At 64.0% G+C, this 17,397-nt stretch carries 19 protein-coding genes; 5 read left to right on the top strand and 14 right to left on the bottom strand.

Annotated features, from left to right (window positions below; genetic code table 11):
• Positions 1-12: 12 nt before the first annotated feature.
• Positions 13-318, top strand: a complete 306-nt coding sequence (yhbY, locus tag ACVOMF_RS09715) for a ribosome assembly RNA-binding protein YhbY (RefSeq protein ID WP_282271931.1) — start codon at positions 13-15, stop codon at positions 316-318.
• Between the two features lie 16 nt (positions 319-334).
• Positions 335-715, top strand: coding sequence for an Mth938-like domain-containing protein (locus tag ACVOMF_RS09710; RefSeq protein WP_296249158.1), 381 nt, complete (start codon positions 335-337; stop codon positions 713-715).
• Positions 716-1,093: 378 nt separating this feature from the next.
• Here the strand turns inward: ACVOMF_RS09710 and ACVOMF_RS09705 are convergent, their stop codons facing one another.
• The 5 genes from ACVOMF_RS09705 to surE all read right to left on the bottom strand — a co-directional run bounded on the left by ACVOMF_RS09705 (position 1,094) and on the right by surE (position 4,317).
• Positions 1,094-1,324: a hypothetical protein gene (locus ACVOMF_RS09705; RefSeq protein ID WP_481509094.1), complete on the bottom strand. Its 231-nt coding sequence runs from the start codon at positions 1,322-1,324 to the stop codon at positions 1,094-1,096.
• A 129-nt stretch (positions 1,325-1,453) separates the two neighbouring features.
• Complete coding sequence (locus tag ACVOMF_RS09700; RefSeq protein ID WP_481509093.1) at positions 1,454-2,233, bottom strand: peptidoglycan DD-metalloendopeptidase family protein; 780 nt, start codon at positions 2,231-2,233, stop codon at positions 1,454-1,456.
• Positions 2,230-2,844, bottom strand: a complete 615-nt coding sequence (locus ACVOMF_RS09695; RefSeq protein ID WP_282271935.1) for a YqaA family protein — start codon at positions 2,842-2,844, stop codon at positions 2,230-2,232. Before ACVOMF_RS09695 ends, ACVOMF_RS09700 begins: the two co-directional genes overlap by 4 nt.
• A gap of 19 nt (positions 2,845-2,863) precedes the next feature.
• Positions 2,864-3,541 carry a protein-L-isoaspartate(D-aspartate) O-methyltransferase gene (locus tag ACVOMF_RS09690; RefSeq protein WP_481509092.1) on the bottom strand — a complete coding sequence of 226 codons (678 nt, stop codon included), beginning with the start codon at positions 3,539-3,541 and terminating at the stop codon, positions 2,864-2,866.
• Positions 3,538-4,317 (bottom strand): 5'/3'-nucleotidase SurE, encoded by a 780-nt coding sequence (gene surE / locus ACVOMF_RS09685; RefSeq protein WP_282271937.1) that lies wholly within the window; start codon positions 4,315-4,317, stop codon positions 3,538-3,540. Before surE ends, ACVOMF_RS09690 begins: the two co-directional genes overlap by 4 nt.
• A 181-nt stretch (positions 4,318-4,498) precedes the next feature.
• On the opposite strand from surE, the gene ACVOMF_RS09680 reads away from it, so the two are divergent.
• Entirely contained in the window at positions 4,499-5,038 is a 540-nt protein-coding gene (locus tag ACVOMF_RS09680) for a Smr/MutS family protein (protein ID WP_481509091.1), read from the top strand.
• Between the two features lie 180 nt (positions 5,039-5,218).
• Here the strand turns inward: ACVOMF_RS09680 and truD are convergent, their stop codons facing one another.
• The 7 genes from truD to ACVOMF_RS09645 form a co-directional block, all read right to left on the bottom strand.
• Positions 5,219-6,316: a tRNA pseudouridine(13) synthase TruD gene (truD, locus tag ACVOMF_RS09675; RefSeq protein WP_481509090.1), complete on the bottom strand. Its 1,098-nt coding sequence runs from the start codon at positions 6,314-6,316 to the stop codon at positions 5,219-5,221.
• The gene (gene ispF / locus ACVOMF_RS09670) at positions 6,313-6,813 is read right to left on the bottom strand and encodes a 2-C-methyl-D-erythritol 2,4-cyclodiphosphate synthase (RefSeq protein WP_481509089.1); all 501 of its coding nucleotides are present in this window, start codon (positions 6,811-6,813) and stop codon (positions 6,313-6,315) included. Before ispF ends, truD begins: the two co-directional genes overlap by 4 nt.
• A 45-nt stretch (positions 6,814-6,858) precedes the next feature.
• Entirely contained in the window at positions 6,859-7,557 is a 699-nt protein-coding gene (gene ispD / locus ACVOMF_RS09665) for a 2-C-methyl-D-erythritol 4-phosphate cytidylyltransferase (protein WP_481509088.1), read from the bottom strand.
• Complete coding sequence (ftsB, locus tag ACVOMF_RS09660) at positions 7,554-7,931, bottom strand: cell division protein FtsB (RefSeq protein WP_481509087.1); 378 nt, start codon at positions 7,929-7,931, stop codon at positions 7,554-7,556. Before ftsB ends, ispD begins: the two co-directional genes overlap by 4 nt.
• A gap of 5 nt (positions 7,932-7,936) precedes the next feature.
• Positions 7,937-9,229, bottom strand: coding sequence for a phosphopyruvate hydratase (gene eno / locus ACVOMF_RS09655; protein WP_282271948.1), 1,293 nt, complete (start codon positions 9,227-9,229; stop codon positions 7,937-7,939).
• Between the two features lie 342 nt (positions 9,230-9,571).
• The gene (locus ACVOMF_RS09650; RefSeq protein WP_481509086.1) at positions 9,572-11,236 is read right to left on the bottom strand and encodes a CTP synthase; all 1,665 of its coding nucleotides are present in this window, start codon (positions 11,234-11,236) and stop codon (positions 9,572-9,574) included.
• A 129-nt stretch (positions 11,237-11,365) separates the two neighbouring features.
• Positions 11,366-11,617 carry a hypothetical protein gene (locus ACVOMF_RS09645; RefSeq protein ID WP_303749656.1) on the bottom strand — a complete coding sequence of 84 codons (252 nt, stop codon included), beginning with the start codon at positions 11,615-11,617 and terminating at the stop codon, positions 11,366-11,368.
• Between the two features lie 157 nt (positions 11,618-11,774).
• Here ACVOMF_RS09645 and parE point away from each other — a divergent pair, with 157 nt between their 5' ends.
• Positions 11,775-13,664, top strand: a complete 1,890-nt coding sequence (gene parE / locus ACVOMF_RS09640) for a DNA topoisomerase IV subunit B (protein ID WP_282273023.1) — start codon at positions 11,775-11,777, stop codon at positions 13,662-13,664.
• Between the two features lie 254 nt (positions 13,665-13,918).
• Here parE and ACVOMF_RS09635 read toward each other — a convergent pair whose 3' ends face one another.
• Complete coding sequence (locus ACVOMF_RS09635; RefSeq protein WP_481509085.1) at positions 13,919-15,040, bottom strand: inorganic phosphate transporter; 1,122 nt, start codon at positions 15,038-15,040, stop codon at positions 13,919-13,921.
• A 12-nt stretch (positions 15,041-15,052) separates the two neighbouring features.
• On the bottom strand, positions 15,053-15,679 hold the full coding sequence (locus ACVOMF_RS09630) for a DUF47 domain-containing protein (protein ID WP_057628278.1): 627 nt from the start codon (positions 15,677-15,679) through the stop codon (positions 15,053-15,055).
• 276 nt (positions 15,680-15,955) lie between these two features.
• Here ACVOMF_RS09630 and ACVOMF_RS09625 point away from each other — a divergent pair, with 276 nt between their 5' ends.
• Positions 15,956-17,299: a hemolysin family protein gene (locus ACVOMF_RS09625; protein ID WP_481509084.1), complete on the top strand. Its 1,344-nt coding sequence runs from the start codon at positions 15,956-15,958 to the stop codon at positions 17,297-17,299.
• Positions 17,300-17,397 lie beyond the last annotated feature (98 nt).

The raw sequence follows: 17,397 nt of genomic DNA, 5'->3' as shown, positions 1-17,397 counted from the left end.
CTGTAGTCCTGCATGTCCATCGTCCTGACCTCGGCCCAGAACCGATTCCTGCGCGGCATCGCGCACGACCTGAAAGCACTGCTGCAGATCGGTGGCAAAGGGGTCACCCCGGCCTTTTTGGCCGAACTGGACGAGGTGCTGGAGCGCCATGAACTGGTCAAGGTGAAGGTTGCCGCCGAAGACCGCGAAGCCCGTGACACCCTGATCGGCGAACTGATCCAGGCCAGCGGCGCCGCCCTGGTACAGCGCATCGGCCACGTCGCCGTGCTGTATCGCCCGGCCAAGGAAAAGCGCCAGATCGTGCTGCCGCGCGGCTGATCGCCGAGGAACACCCATGCAGTTCAGCCGCGAGCTTCCCGATTACATCTATTCCCTGCGCTCGGCCGATGGCCGCCATGCGCAGGTGAACGACCGCGCGCTGAGCCGCAGCTTCATCCTTGCACCGAACAGCTTGATTGAAGACTGGCCGGTTGCATCGGTGGCCGAGTTGCGCGCCGAAGATCTGGACGCCGCCCTGGAACTGAATCCGGCGCTGGTGATCCTTGGCACCGGCGACAAGCAGATTTTCCCGCCAGCAGCGATCATGGCCGCCTGCCTGACCCGCGGCATCGGCATCGAGGTGATGAACAACGCCTCGGCCGCACGCACGTACAACGTGCTGGCCGGCGAAAACCGCCGCGTGGTGATGGCCATCATCCTGGAAAGCACACCGTAGCGCGCAGTCATACTGCGTTGGGGCATTTTTGTGGGAGCGGCGTAAGCCGCGAAGCTGACGATTGATCAGCCCGCAGACATGCCTGCAATCCCGACGACAGCTGATTTTCGGCCCTTGCTGGCAAGGCCGAATGCCTCCCTGTAGTGCCGAGCCATGCTCGGCAAGGGCCTTACAGGCAATGCATCAGATGGTTCATCAGCTTCGCGGCTTACACCGCCCCCACAAGTTCGGTGCGTGCTGGCGCTTCACCGGAAAAGCCGCTGCCGAGCATGGCTCGGCACTACGGGGAAAGCTGCAACGCCGGAAACGCCGGCCGAATTTCCTGCCACACCTGCAGATATCAAGAACCCGGTGACGCCGTGTTCTGCATGTTGCTCTCTAACGGGCCAGCGGCTCACCTTTCAGCCAACACACCAGCAGCATCGACACCGCCACGCAAGCATGGAAGCCGGCGAACGCGACCGGACTGGTCGTGGGCGGAAACAACAGAAATCCTGCGGGCAACAGCACTGCCACCAGCGCGTATAACACCCAGCCCTGCCAGGCCAGGGGCCAGCTCCAACCCTGCCCATTGCTTGCTGCCTGGAACCAGTACCTCGGCTTCTGCATCTGCCCCCCCCCCCCTTCAAACATGGATCCCATCACAGCACCGAAGCAATCCCGGCACCGCCCTCGACTATTGGGCCTGACACATCTGCTGCAGGTCCCGCCCGATGATCAGGACGGGACCGCAGACATCTAGCGGCTCGGCAGATAGACCAACGGGTCGACCGGTTTGCCGTTGTAGCGGATCTCGAAGTGCAGCATGTCGCGTGAGGTGCCGGTACGGCCCATCTCGGCGATCTGATCGCCCGCCTTCACGTTCTGCCCTTCGTTGACCAGACGCTTGCGGTTGTGGCCGTAGGCCGACAGCCACTGGTCGTTGTGCTTGATGATGATCAGCTCGCCATAACCAACCAGGCCAGCGCCGGAGTACACCACCACACCGGGACCCGCGGCACGTACCGCTTGACCGCTGCTGCCAGCGATATCCACGCCCTGCTTGGTGGCCTCACCAGCCACAAACCGGCCGACAAGGGCACCCTCAGCAGGCCAGCGCCAGCCGATGCCGCTATTGACCGGTGTGGGTGTAACCACCGTTGGCGGTGTCACCGGACGAGTAGTGGTGGTCGTTGAACCACCCGCGGCAGGTGGCCGGCTGGCCGTCGCTCCACCTGGATACAACCGCAGCGCCTGCCCAGGATAGATCGTGTACGGCTCGGACAGGCCATTCCAGGCAGCAAGATCACGCGGGGTGATGTTGTTGATCCGGGCAATGCCGAACAAGGTATCGCCACGACGCACGATGGCCGTCTGTCCCGGCTTGGCGACGGAGGTGCGCGGCGTGGTCGAGGTGGATGAACCCGAACTGCCGCCCGAGGGCTTCACCACCGTGGCAGTTCCGCACGCCGCCAACGAGACCACCGCCAGAACGGCCAACGCCCTGCCCAAGCTCTTGCCCACCATCAATGCATTCATGCGAATTTAGCCCTCCAGACCAGCCACGCCACCAGGCCCACCACCAATGCAGTGGCAATCCAGCCCAGCGGTTCAATCCAGCGCCGCAACCGCTCAGCAGCCTGTGCGCCGCCGAAGCGGATCACCGCCGCCAACAAATAAACACGCTTGCCGCGACCGACCAGCATGCTCAGCACATATTGCGGCATCGGCACGCCGACGATACCCGAGGCCCATGTGAAGACCTTCATCGGGATGGGCATGAAGCCGCCCAGCACCAGGAAAGTAAACACAGCCCATGGCGACTCCGCCATCTTCGCCTGCAGCGTCGCGATGCCGCTTTCAATCGCTGGCAGCATGCCCATCGCCTCGAACAGCGGCTTGATCACCTCGAAGGCGTAATGGCCCAGCGCATAACCCACCATCGCGCCGGCCATCGAGCCAATCAAGCTCAGGGTCGCGAAGCGCCAGCCCTTGCGCGGTTGCGCCACGCACATTGGCATCAGCATTACTTCCGGCATCACCGGGAAGATGATGGCCTCGATGAAACTCAGCACGGTCAAATAGGTGGGCGCGCGCTCATTGGCAGCCCAAACCATGGCGCGGTCGTATAACGGCCCGAAAATCTTCATTCAGTGAGTAATCCTGTTCTCAGTCCAACATGCCCGGCAACAGCGGCACGAAACTCACCGGTGCCAGCTCTTCCTGGGTAATGGTGCCATCGGCCTGCCGGGTCAGTTGCAACAGCACCTGTCCACCGGGGCCACCAACTGGTGCCACCAAGCGGCCGCCGACGGCCAACTGGTCGATCAAGGCATCCACCAGCGCCGGCGCAGCGGCCGTCACTACGATGCCGTCGTACGGGCCGTGCTCGGGCCAGCCGATGCGGCCGTCGTCGTGCTTGGTGCGGATGTTCATGCCCAGATGCCGGAAGCGCTTGCGTGCCTGCCGCAGCAGGTCGCCGATACGCTCGACAGTGAAAACCTCAAGGCCCAATGCGCCAAGAATGGCGGCCTGGTAACCCGAGCCGGTGCCGACTTCCAGCACCTTCTTCGGCGCGACCGCCAACACCACCTCGGTCATCCGCGCCACGACCCAGGGCTGGGAGATGGTCTGGCCATGGCCGATCGGCAGAGCGGTGTCCTCGTAGGCACGTGACGCCAGCGCCTCATCGATGAACAGGTGCCGTGGCACCACGCGCACGGCGTTGAGCGTGGCCTCGTCGGCAATGCCGACTTCGCGCAGGCGGTCGACCAGACGGTCGCGCACCCGCTGCGAGGTCATGCCGATACCCACGGCCTCTGGCTGCAGGCGCATACGCGGCGTCATTCAGGCTTCCCCAGGGTTTCGGTCAGCCCACCAACCCAGCTGGCGACCTTCTCCAAGGCCGAATAACGGGTCAGGTCAACCTGGATCGGGGTGATCGAAATATGCCCGGTGCGCACCGCATGGAAATCGGTGCCGGGGCCGGCGTCCTGCTCGCTGCCGGCCGGGCCGATCCAGTACACGGTATTGCCGCGCGGATCGGTCGCCGGCACACAGGCTTCGGCGCGGTGGCGGTTGCCAAGCCGGGTGACCTCGAAGCCGCGGATCTGCTCCCAGGGAAGGTCCGGCACGTTGACGTTGAGGATGGTGTCAGCCGGCAATGGATCAGCGATCAGCCGCGACACGATCTCCACCGCGGCACGGGCCGCGGTAACGAAGTTCTTGGCTTCGTGCTTGTGGGTGACCAGTGACACCGCCACCGAGGGCAGGCCAAGGTGGCGACCTTCCATCGCTGCCGATACCGTGCCCGAATAGATCACGTCATCGCCGAGGTTGGCGGCATTGTTGATGCCCGACACCACGATGTCCGGCTCAAATTCGAGCATACCGGTCAGCGCAAGGTGCACGCAGTCAGTGGGCGTCCCCGCCACCGCACAGGTGTAGTGGTCAATGCGGCGCAGACGCACCGGCTGATCCAGCGTGAGTGAGTTGGAAGCGCCGGAGCGATCACGGTCCGGTGCCACCACGGTGACTTCGTGTCCGGCGTTGCGAAGCTCCTCGGCCAACATCTTGATGCCGGGGGCGTCCACACCATCGTCATTTGATACAAGTACGCGCATTAAAGGCCTGGGTTACTGGATCAACACGCGACGCTCCCACTCAGCGCCGCAATCGCCGGAACCTCCGGTTAGTACATCACCGTGACGGACCGACCTGAGCGGCCATGATACCGGAATGCGCCGCGGCACTTTCCACCTCCGCAGGACTTGCCTGCGACAGCGCGCACGTTACGCTGTACGAATGTCGTACCCAGATGAAGAAGATGACGCTGCACTGTTCCGCTCGGCCATCGGCGAAGTAACGCCGATGCGCCAGGTGGAGGCACCGGCTGCGGGCAAGCCACGGCCCAAGCCGCGCGCACGCATGGCAGAACAGGATGAATCCGAGGCCTTGGGCGAATTTGCGCGCCTGTTACGTTCCAGCAAGCCACTGGAAGCCGGCGACAACGCCAGCTACCGGCGTGACAACCTGCCGCCACAGATGTTCCAGCGACTCAAGCGCGGCCAGTATTCAGTACAGGACGAACTGGACCTGCACGGTGCCACCGCCGCCCAGGCCGAGAACCTGCTGCGCCAGTTCCTGCTGGAGGCACGCGCACATGAACACGGCTGCGTGCGCATCATCCACGGCAAAGGCCTGCAGTCAGATGGCGGTGCGCCGGTACTGAAGAACCTGGTCGATCGCATGCTGCGCCAGCGCAATGATGTGCTGGCGTTCCATTCCGCGCCACCCACCCAGGGCGGCACTGGTGCGGTTCTGGTATTGCTGGCCAATCGCTGAGCGAGCTGTCGAGGCGCTCCGTCCGCCAATGTCGTTTCGCTCGAGCAGCGCAACGTGCCAGTCTCAGTAGCCCAGGTAAGCGCAGCGCACCCGGGGCTGTTCACGCAGAGCCTTGAAGTGCCATTGAATCCCGTGTCCCGGGTGCGCTGCGCTTACCCGGGCTACGTGCGGACCAAACGATTAGTCGGCGGTACTTCCTTCGCTCGACGCTTCGGCGTCGGCCTCGGTTACCAGAGCGCCCGCAATTTCATTGCGGCTGGCGTCGGTCACTTCACCCAGTTCATGCAGCACCGCGGTGGCGTAGCAACCCGGCGGCAATGCGAACGACACCTCCAACACGTCATCGGCCAACCATTGGTGCTGCATCAACATGGGCTTGAGGCGCAGCGAGCGGCGCTCCTGCTTGAGCCCGGCCTGCTCCAGCCCTGCCCGCAGCGCCAAGGCCTGCTCATCACCCAGGGCCTGATCTTCCAGTGCCCGTGCGGCATCGGTCGCGCGCAGCTCACCAACGCCCCACAACGGCGCGCTGGGGTGGATATCGAAACGCGCCAGGCGCTCGGCCAGCACCTCGCTCATCGGCTCCGGGCCGAACACCGAACGACTGCCGTCCAGCATCCACACCTCGCCCTCCAACGCCGTGTCCCAGTTACCCGCCTCAACGCGCGCGGCAAGCACACGATTGAACAAGGCCGAGCGCGCCGCCGACAGCAGCATCGAGCGCTGGTCCTTGCGCACCCGACGGCCAGCAAACATCTGCAGCGCTGCCGGCACATTGCCGCCGTCGCGGCCAAAACGCTGCTCGCCAAACCAGTTTGGCAGGCCGCGTGCAGCGACAATCTGCAGGCGTTCCTCGATGGCCGCCTTGTCACCTTGCACACCACGCAACACCAGCTTGAAGCGGTTGCCCGCCAACGCGCCGCGCTGCAGCTTGCGGTTGTGCCAGGTCGATGCCAGCACATGCAGCTCGTCAGACTCCAGCAGCGCCAGATCCGGCGCGATGCGCTTGGGCAGGTGCACGCTGAAGCGCTGCGTGGTCACCGCATGCCGATCTTTCTGCCCGGCATAGCTGACGCCCATTTCAGGCACGCCAGCCCACTGCGCCAACTGCTTGGCAATGGCCACGGTATTGGCGCCGCGCTTGCGGACATCAAGCAACAGGTGCTCGCCCTCGCCAGTCGCTTCGAACGCAGGGATTTCATCGACCTGAAAATCTTCCGGCATGCTGCGGATGGCCGCAGTCAGTACCGGCTCACCAAAGGCCAGCGGCAGCGCGATCATGCGGCCACCAGCAAGGCCACGGCCTGCGCGGCAATGCCTTCTTCGCGTCCGGTGAAGCCCAGCTTCTCACTGGTGGTGGCCTTGATGCTGACCCGGTCCAGATTGACCTCCAACAGCTGCGCTACTTTTTCGCGCATTGCCAGCGCATGTGGGCCCACCTTGGGCCGCTCGCAGATCACGGTGATGTCGACATTACCGACCTGCCAGCCGCGCTCGCGCAGCAATTCGTTGCAATGACTGACAAAGCGACTGCTGTCCGCCCCTTTCCAACGATCATCGGAGGGCGGGAAATGCACGCCGATATCACCCAGCGCCAGCGCACCCAGCATGGCATCGCACAATGCGTGCAAAGCCACATCGCCATCGCTGTGCGCGAGCACGCCGCGACTGTGCGGCACGCGCACACCGGCCAACATGATGTGGTCGCCCTCACCGAAGGCATGCACGTCATAGCCTTGGCCGATACGGATGGGAGGGAAGGAAACAGAAGAGTTCATGGCAGTACTTCTAGGCAGAGCCGACGCCAACACGCCGGCAAGGGATCAGCTGCCGCGCCGCGACAGCTCGAATTCGAAACGGGCCAGATCGGCCGGGGTAGTAACTTTGAAATTGCTTTCCGCGCCTTCGACCAGCAACGGGCGCACACCCTGCCGCTCCATTGCCATTGCCTCATCGGTGACATCGACACCTGCAGCCGCCGCATCGAGCAGCGCGCGGGTGAGTTGATGGCGGCGGAACAACTGCGGGGTCAGCGCGCGCCACAGGCGCTCACGCGGCTCGGTGCCGTCAATGCCACCATCATCGCCAGCACGCTTGAGCGTGTCGCGCACCGGTGCGGCGAGAATGCCACCGACCGGATCAGCACGCCCCACTTCCAGCAAACGGCTCAGATCGGTCGCAGCCAGATTTGGCCGCGCGGCGTCGTGGACCAGCACGAAATCATCGGCACGCACGCTATCCGGCAGCGCCTGCAGGCCTGCCAATACCGACGCCGCACGGGTCTCTCCTCCCACGCAGGTCAGCACCGGTTTGTCGGCAAACGAAGTCCAACCCGGCCAATCGGCATCGTTCTCGGCAATGGCCACCATCACCCCGGCCACGCCGGGATGGGCAAGCAGGGACTGCAGGGTGTGCGCGAGCAGCGGCTCACCGTCGGCCAAGAGGTACTGTTTGGGCACCGGCCCGCCAAAACGCGCGCCGCGCCCAGCCGCGGGAACCACCGCCCAGGTCTGCACGATCAAGGGATGTTCTCCGGTGGCGACTGCTGGTTGCCCTGCCCGGCCGACGGTTCCGTCGCCGAGGCAGGCGCAGGCACCACGGGCGCAGCCACCGGGGCGTCCTCGACGACCCGGTAGAACTTCTCACCCGGCTTGATCATGCCCAGTTCGCTGCGCGCACGCTCCTCGATGGCAGCCTCGCCATCCTTGAGGTCCTGGACTTCCGCCGCCAGGGAATCATTGCGCTGCTGCAGACCGTCGTTGTCACGCTTCTGGTTGGCCACCTGCGCCTCGAGCATCATCACTTCGCCCGAGTTGCCCTGGCCAAACCAGAAGCGGTACTGCAGCAATCCCAGCAGTACCGCCAGCACCAGCAGCAGCCAGCGCCAATTACGCATGACGATCAGCGCTTGAGCGAGACAAACGCATCACGGCCGGCATAACGCGCGCCACTGCCGAGGGCTTCCTCGATGCGCAGCAGCTGGTTGTACTTGGCCACGCGATCGCTGCGGCACAGCGAGCCGGTCTTGATCTGGGTGGCAGTGGTGGCCACGGCGATGTCGGCGATGGTGGTGTCTTCGGTTTCGCCCGAGCGGTGCGAGACGATGGCCGCATAACCAGCCTTGTCGGCCATGGCGATGGCTTCCAGGGTCTCGGTCAGGGTGCCGATCTGGTTGACCTTGATCAGGATGGCGTTGGCGGTGCCCGACTCGATGCCTTCGGCGAAGATCTTCGGATTGGTGACGAACAGATCGTCGCCGACCAGCTGCACCTTGTTGCCGACGCGCTGGGTCAGCAGCTTCCAACCGGCCCAATCGTTCTCGGCCAGGCCGTCCTCGATGCTGATGATCGGGTACTGCGCGCTCCAGTCGGCCAGGAAGTCGACGAACTGCTCGGAGGTCAGGCGCTTGTTCTCGCCGACCAGGTTGTACTTGCCGTTCTCGTAGAACTCGCTGGAAGCGACGTCCAGGCCGAGCAGGATGTCTTCGCCGGCGGTGTAACCGGCCTTGCCAATGGCTTCCAGAATGGTGTCCAGCGCCTCGACGTTGCTGCGGAAGTCTGGCGCGAAACCGCCTTCATCGCCCACCGCCGTGCTCAGGCCGTGGCCCTTCAGCACTGACTTCAGCGCGTGGAAGATTTCGGTGCCGGCGCGCAGCGATTCGCTGAACGAGCTGAAGCCGACCGGCAACACCATGAATTCCTGGAAGTCGACGTTGTTATCAGCGTGCGCGCCACCGTTGATGATGTTCATCATCGGCACCGGCAGCGACGGGGTGGCGCCGGTCTTGGCGGCCAGGTACTGCCACAGCGCCTGCTTCTTCGAAGCGGCGACCGCGTGGGCGGCGGCCATGGAAACACCGAGCAGCGCATTGGCGCCGAGGCGGCCCTTGTTCTCGGTGCCGTCCAGATCGATCAGGCGGCGATCCAGGCCTTCCTGATCTTCGGCATTGAAGCCAGCCAGTGCGGTGGCGATCGCGCCATTGATATTGCCCACGGCGTTGCGCACGCCCTTGCCCAGGTAACGGGTCTTGTCGCCATCGCGCAGCTCCACGGCCTCCTTGGTGCCGGTCGAAGCGCCGGACGGGACGGCCGCGCGGCCGAACGAGCCGTCGGCCAGGGTGACTTCGGCTTCCAGCGTGGGGTTGCCACGGCTGTCGAGGATTTCACGGGCGTGGATCTTGGCGATGTTGGTCATGTCTGGGGGCTAGGCTCGTTCTGGAGAGTCTGTTATCGACGGGAAACACAAATACCAGCCGGGAGTTTAAACGAAGCGCAGGCTGGCGCGGCCGTTGCTTTCGCCTGAAAGCGGCGCGGGCCGCTGAAACGGACAAGGCCCGCACTGGGCGGGCCTTGTTTGGGGAGCACCTTGCCCTTCTCCCTGCGGGAGAAGGTGCCCGAAGGGCGGATGAGGGTGCGGAGAGCGAAGCTCTCCTCCATTCACATGCCACGGGTAGCCGCCCCCTGCCGAACATGGCTCGGCACTACCTGTTCATTACCCTGGGAAAGCCTCTGCCGAGCATGGCTCGGCACCACCCTTTCAGGCGCGGGCTTCCTGCAACAGCTTGCCGCCGGCCTTCTTCTCGCGCGCAGCGCGGATGAAGCCGATGAACAGCGGGTGGCCACCACGCGGGGTGGACAGGAACTCCGGGTGTGCCTGGCAGGCCAGGAACCACGGGTGCTGGTCACGCGGCAGCTCGACCACTTCCACCAGCGTGTCATCCATCGACTTGCCGGCAATCACCAGACCCGCGTCTTCCAACTGGGTGCGGTAGCGGTTGTTGAACTCGTATCGGTGACGGTGACGCTCAGCCACAACATCCTTGCCGTACAGCTCACGGGCCAGGGTACCCGGCTTCAGGCGCTGCTCCTGCAAACCCAGACGCATGGTGCCGCCCAGGTCGGACTTCTCGTCGCGCTTCTCGACTTCACCGGTGGCGGTACGCCATTCGGTGATCAGGCCGATCACCGGGTTTGGCGACTGGCGGTCGTTTTCGGTGCTGTTGGCGCCTTCCAGGCCAGCCACATGGCGGGCGTAGTCCACCACGGCCGCCTGCATGCCATAGCAGATGCCGAAGTACGGCACCTTCTGCTCACGGGCATACTGCGAGGTCAGCACCTTGCCTTCGAAACCGCGATCACCGAAGCCGCCCGGCACCAGGATGCCATCCACGCCGTCCAGCGCGGACAGACCGGATTCTTCCAGCTCCTGCGCTTCCAGCCACTTCAGGTTGACCTTGGTGCGCTGGCGCAGGCCGCCGTGCTTGAGCGCCTCGCCCACCGACTTGTACGCATCCTGATGGTCGACGTACTTACCGACCACGGCGATGGTGACTTCGTCCAGCGGATGCAGCGCCGCATCCAGCACCGACTCCCACTCGGACAGATCGGCCGGACCAGCCTTGTCACCCAGCTTGAGCTGGTTGACCACGATTTCGTCCAGACCCTGTGCGTGCAGGCCCATCGGCACGCGGTACAGCACTTCCACGTCCGGCACGCTGATCACGGCACGCTCGGAAACGTTGGTGAACAGCGAAATCTTGCGGCGCTCCGAATCTGGGATCGCCTGCTCAGAACGGCACAGCAGCACGTCCGGCTGGATGCCGATCGAGCGCAGCTCCTTGACCGAATGCTGGGTCGGCTTGGTCTTCAGCTCACCAGCCGCACCGATGTACGGCACCAGGGTGAGATGCATGAACAGCGCCTTCTCCGGGCCACGCTCGGTGCGCACCTGACGGATGGCCTCCAGGAACGGCAGCGACTCGATGTCGCCGACGGTGCCGCCGATCTCCACCAGCGCCACGTCGAAGCCAGCAGTGGCCTCATCGATGCAGCGGCGGATCTCGTCGGTGATATGCGGAATGACCTGCACGGTCGCACCCAGGTAATCACCACGGCGCTCCTTGCGGATCACGTTCTCGTAGATACGCCCTGTGGTCACCGAGTTCTTGCGACTCAGGCGGTTATGGACGAAACGCTCGTAATGGCCCAGATCGAGGTCGGTCTCGGCACCGTCGTCGGTGACATAGACCTCGCCATGCTGGAAGGGACTCATCGTACCTGGATCGACGTTGATGTACGGATCCAGCTTCATCATGGTGACCTTCAGGCCACGCGCCTCGAGAATCGAGGCCAGGGACGCGGCTGCAATGCCCTTGCCTAGCGAGGACACCACACCACCGGTAACAAAAATAAGGGGGGTCACGGCTCACTGCCTCCCGGAAAGCCCTAGTTTAAAGGTTGTCGCCAAAACACCCAAGCACTGGATGCGGCGGATTAAAAAAAAGACGCCCCGACCTGCGCCGGGGCGTCCTTGAAACTCAGCAAAAGCGCGTCAGCGACGGCGACGGGCTTCCTCTTCCTCTTCTTCACGCGGCGCCGGCTGGTCAGCCTTGGCCTTGTCCTGGGCAGCGGCGGCAGCGCGGCGCTTGGCCTTCTGCTCGGCGTCGCTCTGCGCCTTGTCGACCGGGGCAGCCTGTGCGGCCTCGGCAGCCTTGCCCTTGTCAGCGCTTTGCGCCATCACGAAGGGAACGGCGGCAACCGCAGCGACAACAACACCCAGGGCCAGCAATTTTGATGTTTTCATCCAAAACCTCCTCGGCTTGCCCCGCCTGGAATGGCGGGCCTTTTTGGAACCAGCTACAGGATACCTCGTCACAGCTGCCCCGGCCCTGAATGCCCTGCGTGCAAAAATCGCCGCCAGACCGCACACTCCCACGTCGATTTGCGCCCTACCGAGATCCATGAACGCCCGTTACAACGCCGCTGACATCGAAGTCCTCTCTGGCCTGGACCCGGTCAAACGCCGTCCTGGCATGTATACCGACACTGCCCGCCCGAACCATCTGGCGCAGGAAGTGATCGACAACTCGGTCGATGAGGCCCTGGCCGGCCACGCCAAGACCGTGGAAGTCACCCTGTTCAAGGATGGCAGCTGCGAAGTCAGCGATGACGGCCGCGGCATGCCGGTGGACATCCACCCGGAAGAGAAAATCCCGGGCGTCGAACTGATCCTGACCAGGCTGCATGCCGGCGGCAAGTTCAACAACCGCAACTACACCTTCTCCGGCGGTCTGCACGGCGTCGGCGTATCCGTGGTCAACGCCCTGTCCACGCTGGTGGAGATCCATATCCGCCGCGACGGCAGCGAGCACCGCATCACCTTCCGCGATGGCGACCGCGCCAGCCCGCTGGAAGTGGTCGGCAGCGTCGGCAAGAAGAACACCGGCACCCGCGTGCGCTTCTGGGCCGACCCCAAGTACTTCGACACGCCCAAGTTCAACGTGCGCGCCCTGCGTCACCTGCTGCGCGCCAAGGCCGTGCTGTGCCCGGGCCTGACCGTGAAGCTGACCGACGAAGCCACCGGCGAAGTCGACACCTGGTATTACGAAGACGGCCTGCGCGACTACCTGAAGGCCGAGCTGGGCGAGCGTGAAATGCTGCCGGCCGACCTGTTTGCCGGCTCGCTGAAGAAGGAAACCGAGATCGTCGACTGGGCCGTGGCCTGGCTGCCGGAAGGCGAGCTGGTGCAGGAGAGCTACGTCAACCTGATCCCGACCGCCCAGCACGGCACCCATGCCAACGGCCTGCGCACCGGCTTGACCGAGGCGTTGCGCGAGTTCTGCGACTTCCGCAACCTGCTGCCGCGCGGCGTCAAGCTGGCCCCGGAAGATGTCTGGGACCGGGTCTCCTTCGTGCTGTCACTGAAGATGACCGATCCGCAGTTCAGCGGCCAGACCAAGGAACGCCTGTCCTCGCGCCAGGCCGCCGGCTTCGTTGAAGGCGCCGCCCACGACGCCTTCAGCCTGCTGCTGAACCAGAACGTGGAACTGGGCGAGAAGATCGCGCAGATCGCCATCGAGCGTGCCAGCGCGCGCCTGAAGACCGAAAAGCTGGTCACCCGCAAGAAGGTCACCCAGGGTCCTGCCCTGCCCGGCAAGCTGGCCGACTGCATCAGCCAGGACCTGTCGCGCACCGAGCTGTTCCTGGTGGAAGGTGACTCGGCAGGCGGCAGCGCCAAGCAGGCCCGCGACAAGGATTTCCAGGCCATCCTGCCGCTGCGCGGCAAGATCCTGAATACCTGGGAAGTCGCCTCGGGCAGCGTGCTGGCGTCGGAAGAAGTGCACAACCTGGCCATCGCCATCGGCTGCGACCCGGGCAAAGACGACCTGTCCGGCCTGCGTTACGGCAAGATCGTGATCCTGGCCGACGCAGACTCCGACGGCCTGCACATCGCCACCTTGCTGACCGCCCTGTTCCTGCGCCACTTCCCGTCATTGGTGGACGCTGGCCACGTGTTCGTGGCAATGCCGCCACTGTTCCGCGTCGACGTGGGCAAGCAGGTGTTCTACGCGCTGGACGAGGAAGAAAAGCGCTCGCTGCTGGACAAGATCGAGCGCGAGAAGATCCGCGGTCAGGTCAGCGTCACCCGCTTCAAGGGCCTGGGCGAGATGAATCCCTCGCAGCTGCGCGAATCCACCATCCATCCGGACACCCGCCGTCTGGTGCAGCTCACCGTGGACGACAGCGAGCAGACCTCGGCACTGATGGACATGCTGCTGGCCAAGAAGCGCGCCCCGGACCGCAAGGGCTGGCTGGAGAGCAAGGGCGACCTGGCCTCACTGGAAGCCTGATCCAAGCAATCGTGCTGCATCGAAAGCCCGCCCTTACCGGCGGGCTTTTTGCTGGCTGCGCGCCGCCAGTTTTTTGTGGGAGCGGCGCAAGCCGCGAAGCTGACCGTGCTTACTAGCCACTGGCTTCTGCCACCTGATGATGCGCCAGCTTCGCGGCTCACGCCGCTCCCACAAGCACCACATTGGTTTATGCACCCAACAAAAAACCCGCCATCACTGGCGGGTTTTTGTCTGCAGACTGCGAACCGATGGCCTCAGTTCCAACCCACCATTTCGAACAGACGCAGGATCAGGTAAGCACAGCCGCCTGCCGCCGGAATGGTCAGGATCCAAGCCCACAGGATGCGCTCAATCACGCCCAGACGCAGCGACTTCGGGTTCTTGGCGAAGCCAACGCCCATGATCGCGGTGGAGATACTGTGGGTGGTCGAGACCGGCATGCCGAAATGCGCAGCCAAGGTCAGGATGGTGGCCGAGCTGGTCTCCGCAGCAAAACCGTGGATCGGGTGCAGCTTGACCATCTTGTGGCCCAGGGTCTTGATGATTTTCCAGCCGCCCGAAGCGGTACCGGCCGCCATCACCACCGCACAGGTCAGCACGATCCACATGGCGATACCGTCGCCACCGTGGGCATCCGGGTGCATGAAGGCCAGCCACGACGGCAGGTCATTCAATGCGCCGGTTGCCTCGGCGCCGATCAGGGTCATGGCGATGATGCCCATAGTCTTCTGCGCATCGTTATGGCCATGGGCAAAGCCCATGTACGCCGCCGAGACGATCTGCGCCTTGCCGAAGAAAGCATTGACCCAACGCGGGCGCGCCAGCCGACCGAGCATACCGCCGACGCGGGACATGCCGGCAATGATCGCCCACAACAGGCACATCACCACGATACCAAGCAGGAAGCCGGCGATCGGCGAGGTGATCATCGGCACGAACACCTTCCACAACAGGCCCTTGTTCTGTGCCCAGTTGCCGAGGTTCTGCGACCAGATCAGCGCATCCCAGTTGTTGTGCGCAGCGGCAAGACCCGCACCGCACAAACCACCGATCAGCGCGTGCGAGGACGAGGACGGTAGGCCTTTCCACCAGGTGATCAGGTTCCAGACGATGCCGCCGAGCAGCGCGCACAGGATCACCTGCGGGGTCACATCGACCACATCGGTGTTGATCAGGCCATTGGCGATGGTCAGCGCGACGGCGGTGCCGGTGAGCGCGCCGATCAGGTTCATGAAAGCGGCCAGCATCACCGCCCAACCGGGCGACAGGACCTTGGTTGCCACCACGGTGGCAATTGAATTGGCGGTGTCGTGGAAGCCGTTGATGAACTCGAAGACGAGCGCGGCCAGAATCACCACCAGGACGAGGGTGAGCATAGAGCGGCCCCGTCAGCTGTTCTTGAGCACGATCTGGTAAGCCACCACGCCGGCTTCGCGGCAACGGTCGATGGCCTTTTCCAGGATCTCGAAGAATTCCTTGAGCAGGAACATCTGCAGGTTGTCCAGGCGACCGGAGTAGATGTCGCGGTACAGCTCCAGCATCAGGCGGTCAGCTTCGTTTTCCAGCGAACGCAGCTTCTCGTTGAGCGCGGTCATGCGGTCCAGGTTCATGTGGCGCAGGTCGTTGACCATTTCCACCACCACACCTGCAGCCTGCTCCAGCATCGCTGCGCGCGGGGCGAAGTCGATCTGGTCCAGATGCTGCACAGCCAGCGAGTAGCGGTCGGCGAACTTCTCGATCTGCTTGGGAATCTTGTACAGCGCCGAACCCAGCGCTTCGATGTCCTCACGCTCGATCGGGGTCATGAAACTGTCAACCAGCGCCTGGCTGATCTTGTCCGAGGCGGCGCGTTCGCGCAGACGGGCGAGCTTGAATGCATCCAGCGCCGGCTGACGATCGGCCTCGCGCATCATGCTGTGCAGTGCCTTGGCACCGTCATAGGCGGCCTGCGCGGCCTCGTCGAGGTAGGTATAAAACTGCTTGCCGGAGCCAAAGATGGTCTGCAACGAAAACATGGGGAGCCTATTCGCCGTCGCGGGAGGGACGGCACCAAGGGCGAATTATGACGGCTAGATGGCATTCAGGGTATTCCCGGCGAGTTTTTTAGCCCTGAAATGTGAACGGGCGGTCGCACCTGACCCCCGCCGGTTTGCTAATATCGCCCAGCGCCCTCGCGGTGCACCCTATGGAAGACGACCCTTATCCCCCGCCACAGCGCCGGATCCCGCCCCTGAGCGCCCGCCGCAGCCGCAAGCATCCGCCCTCCCTGTCACCAACCCGGGGAGAGACCCGTGTTTGAATTTTTTATCGTCCTGGCCCTGATTCTGCTGAACGGGTTCTTTGCCATGTCCGAGATGTCGGTCATGACTTCGCGCAAGAGCCGCCTCAAGCAGCTGGCCAGCTCGAGCAAGCGTGCTGCCCGTGCCCTGGCCCTGTCCGAGAAGCCCGAGAATTTCCTGTCCACGGTGCAGATCGGCATCACCCTGATCGGCATCCTGACCGGTGTTTACGGCGGTGACGCCATCGGCGGCGCCATTGCCCAGCACCTGCAAGCTCTTTTCCCGGCACTGTCGGCGAACTTCTCGCTGTTTGGCGCCACCCAGCCTTGGTCCGAGTTTCTCGGCAAGACCCTGGCCGTCGCATTGATAACTTATCTGACGTTGATCTTCGGCGAACTGGTGCCCAAGCGTGTCGCACTGACCCGCTCCGAGGACATCGCCGGCATTGTCGCGGTACCGATGAGCTGGCTGGCCCGCATCGCCGCCCCCGGTGTCTGGCTGCTGTCGCACTCCACCCGACTGGTGCTGCGCCTGCTCGGTCTGGGCAAGACCGAGTCGGCCTCGGTCAGTGAAGAGGAGATCCGCATGCTGGTCGCCGAAAGCCATGAGCAGGGCGTGATCGACAGCCATGAGCGCGACATGATGAACCGCGTCATGCGCCTGGGCGACCGTACCGCCGACAGCCTGATGACTCCGCGCAACCGCATCGCCTGGCTGGATACCAACGCCGACCCGGAGAAGAACCTGTCGGCAATGCGCGATCATTCGTTCTCGCGCTATCCGGTGTATCGCGGCAACGACCAGGACATCGCCGGCATTCTTGAGGTCAAGAGCCTGGTCACCCGCCTCAGCGGTGGCAGCCACAACCTGTTCGAGAACCTGCGCGAGACCCTGTACGTCTCCGAGTCCACCCACGCGATGAAGCTGCTGGAAATCTTCCGCGAGGAACACCAGTCAATGGCGCTGGTGGTGGACGAGTACGGCGAAATCCAGGGCCTGGTCACCATCTCCGACCTGATGGGCGCCGTGGTCGGCCGCCTGCAGGCCACCGAGAACACCGACGATGACGCCCTGGTTGTCACCCGCGAAGACGGCTCACTGCTGGTCGATGGCTCGCTGCCGGTGGATGACCTGCAGGAACTGATGAACGGCGCCGAGCTGCCGGATGCCGAGGAAGGCGACTACTACACCATCGCCGGTATGTGCATGCACTACTTCGGCCGCATACCGCACGCGAGCGAATACTTCGACTGGGCCGGCTGGCGCATCGAGATCGTCGACCTGGACGGCGCCCGCATCGACAAGCTGCTGCTGCGCAGGCTGCCGGAAGAAGACACTGATGACACCACCGGTTAACCCGGACGGCGGCGCGGCGGGCCCCCCCCCGGCCCCGGACGGCGGGGATAGCCACCAAGGCCATAGCCCCCAGCGGGGGGTGTTTTTAACCGGGGCCC

The sequence above is a fragment of the Stenotrophomonas sp. STEN022 genome (assembly GCF_056760155.1).
This window is presented reverse-complemented; position numbering and strand designations above follow the sequence as displayed.

Excerpts from the sequence above, each read along its gene's own strand:
- ACVOMF_RS09680 (WP_481509091.1), top strand. The coding sequence starts at position 4,499 with ATGTCGTACCCAGATGAAGAAGATGACGCTGCACTGTTCCGCTCGGCC.
- ftsB (WP_481509087.1), bottom strand. The coding sequence starts at position 7,931 with ATGCGTAATTGGCGCTGGCTGCTGCTGGTGCTGGCGGTACTGCTGGGA.
- ispF (WP_481509089.1), bottom strand. The coding sequence starts at position 6,813 with ATGAACTCTTCTGTTTCCTTCCCTCCCATCCGTATCGGCCAAGGCTAT.
- ACVOMF_RS09710 (WP_296249158.1), top strand. The coding sequence starts at position 335 with ATGCAGTTCAGCCGCGAGCTTCCCGATTACATCTATTCCCTGCGCTCG.
- ACVOMF_RS09705 (WP_481509094.1), bottom strand. The coding sequence starts at position 1,324 with ATGCAGAAGCCGAGGTACTGGTTCCAGGCAGCAAGCAATGGGCAGGGT.
- ACVOMF_RS09630 (WP_057628278.1), bottom strand. The coding sequence starts at position 15,679 with ATGTTTTCGTTGCAGACCATCTTTGGCTCCGGCAAGCAGTTTTATACC.
- eno (WP_282271948.1), bottom strand. The coding sequence starts at position 9,229 with ATGACCAACATCGCCAAGATCCACGCCCGTGAAATCCTCGACAGCCGT.
- ACVOMF_RS09700 (WP_481509093.1), bottom strand. The coding sequence starts at position 2,233 with ATGAATGCATTGATGGTGGGCAAGAGCTTGGGCAGGGCGTTGGCCGTT.
- ACVOMF_RS09635 (WP_481509085.1), bottom strand. The coding sequence starts at position 15,040 with ATGCTCACCCTCGTCCTGGTGGTGATTCTGGCCGCGCTCGTCTTCGAG.
- ACVOMF_RS09695 (WP_282271935.1), bottom strand. The coding sequence starts at position 2,844 with ATGAAGATTTTCGGGCCGTTATACGACCGCGCCATGGTTTGGGCTGCC.
- surE (WP_282271937.1), bottom strand. The coding sequence starts at position 4,317 with ATGCGCGTACTTGTATCAAATGACGATGGTGTGGACGCCCCCGGCATC.
- ACVOMF_RS09690 (WP_481509092.1), bottom strand. The coding sequence starts at position 3,541 with ATGACGCCGCGTATGCGCCTGCAGCCAGAGGCCGTGGGTATCGGCATG.
- parE (WP_282273023.1), top strand. The coding sequence starts at position 11,775 with ATGAACGCCCGTTACAACGCCGCTGACATCGAAGTCCTCTCTGGCCTG.
- ACVOMF_RS09645 (WP_303749656.1), bottom strand. The coding sequence starts at position 11,617 with ATGAAAACATCAAAATTGCTGGCCCTGGGTGTTGTTGTCGCTGCGGTT.
- yhbY (WP_282271931.1), top strand. The coding sequence starts at position 13 with ATGTCCATCGTCCTGACCTCGGCCCAGAACCGATTCCTGCGCGGCATC.
- truD (WP_481509090.1), bottom strand. The coding sequence starts at position 6,316 with ATGATCGCGCTGCCGCTGGCCTTTGGTGAGCCGGTACTGACTGCGGCC.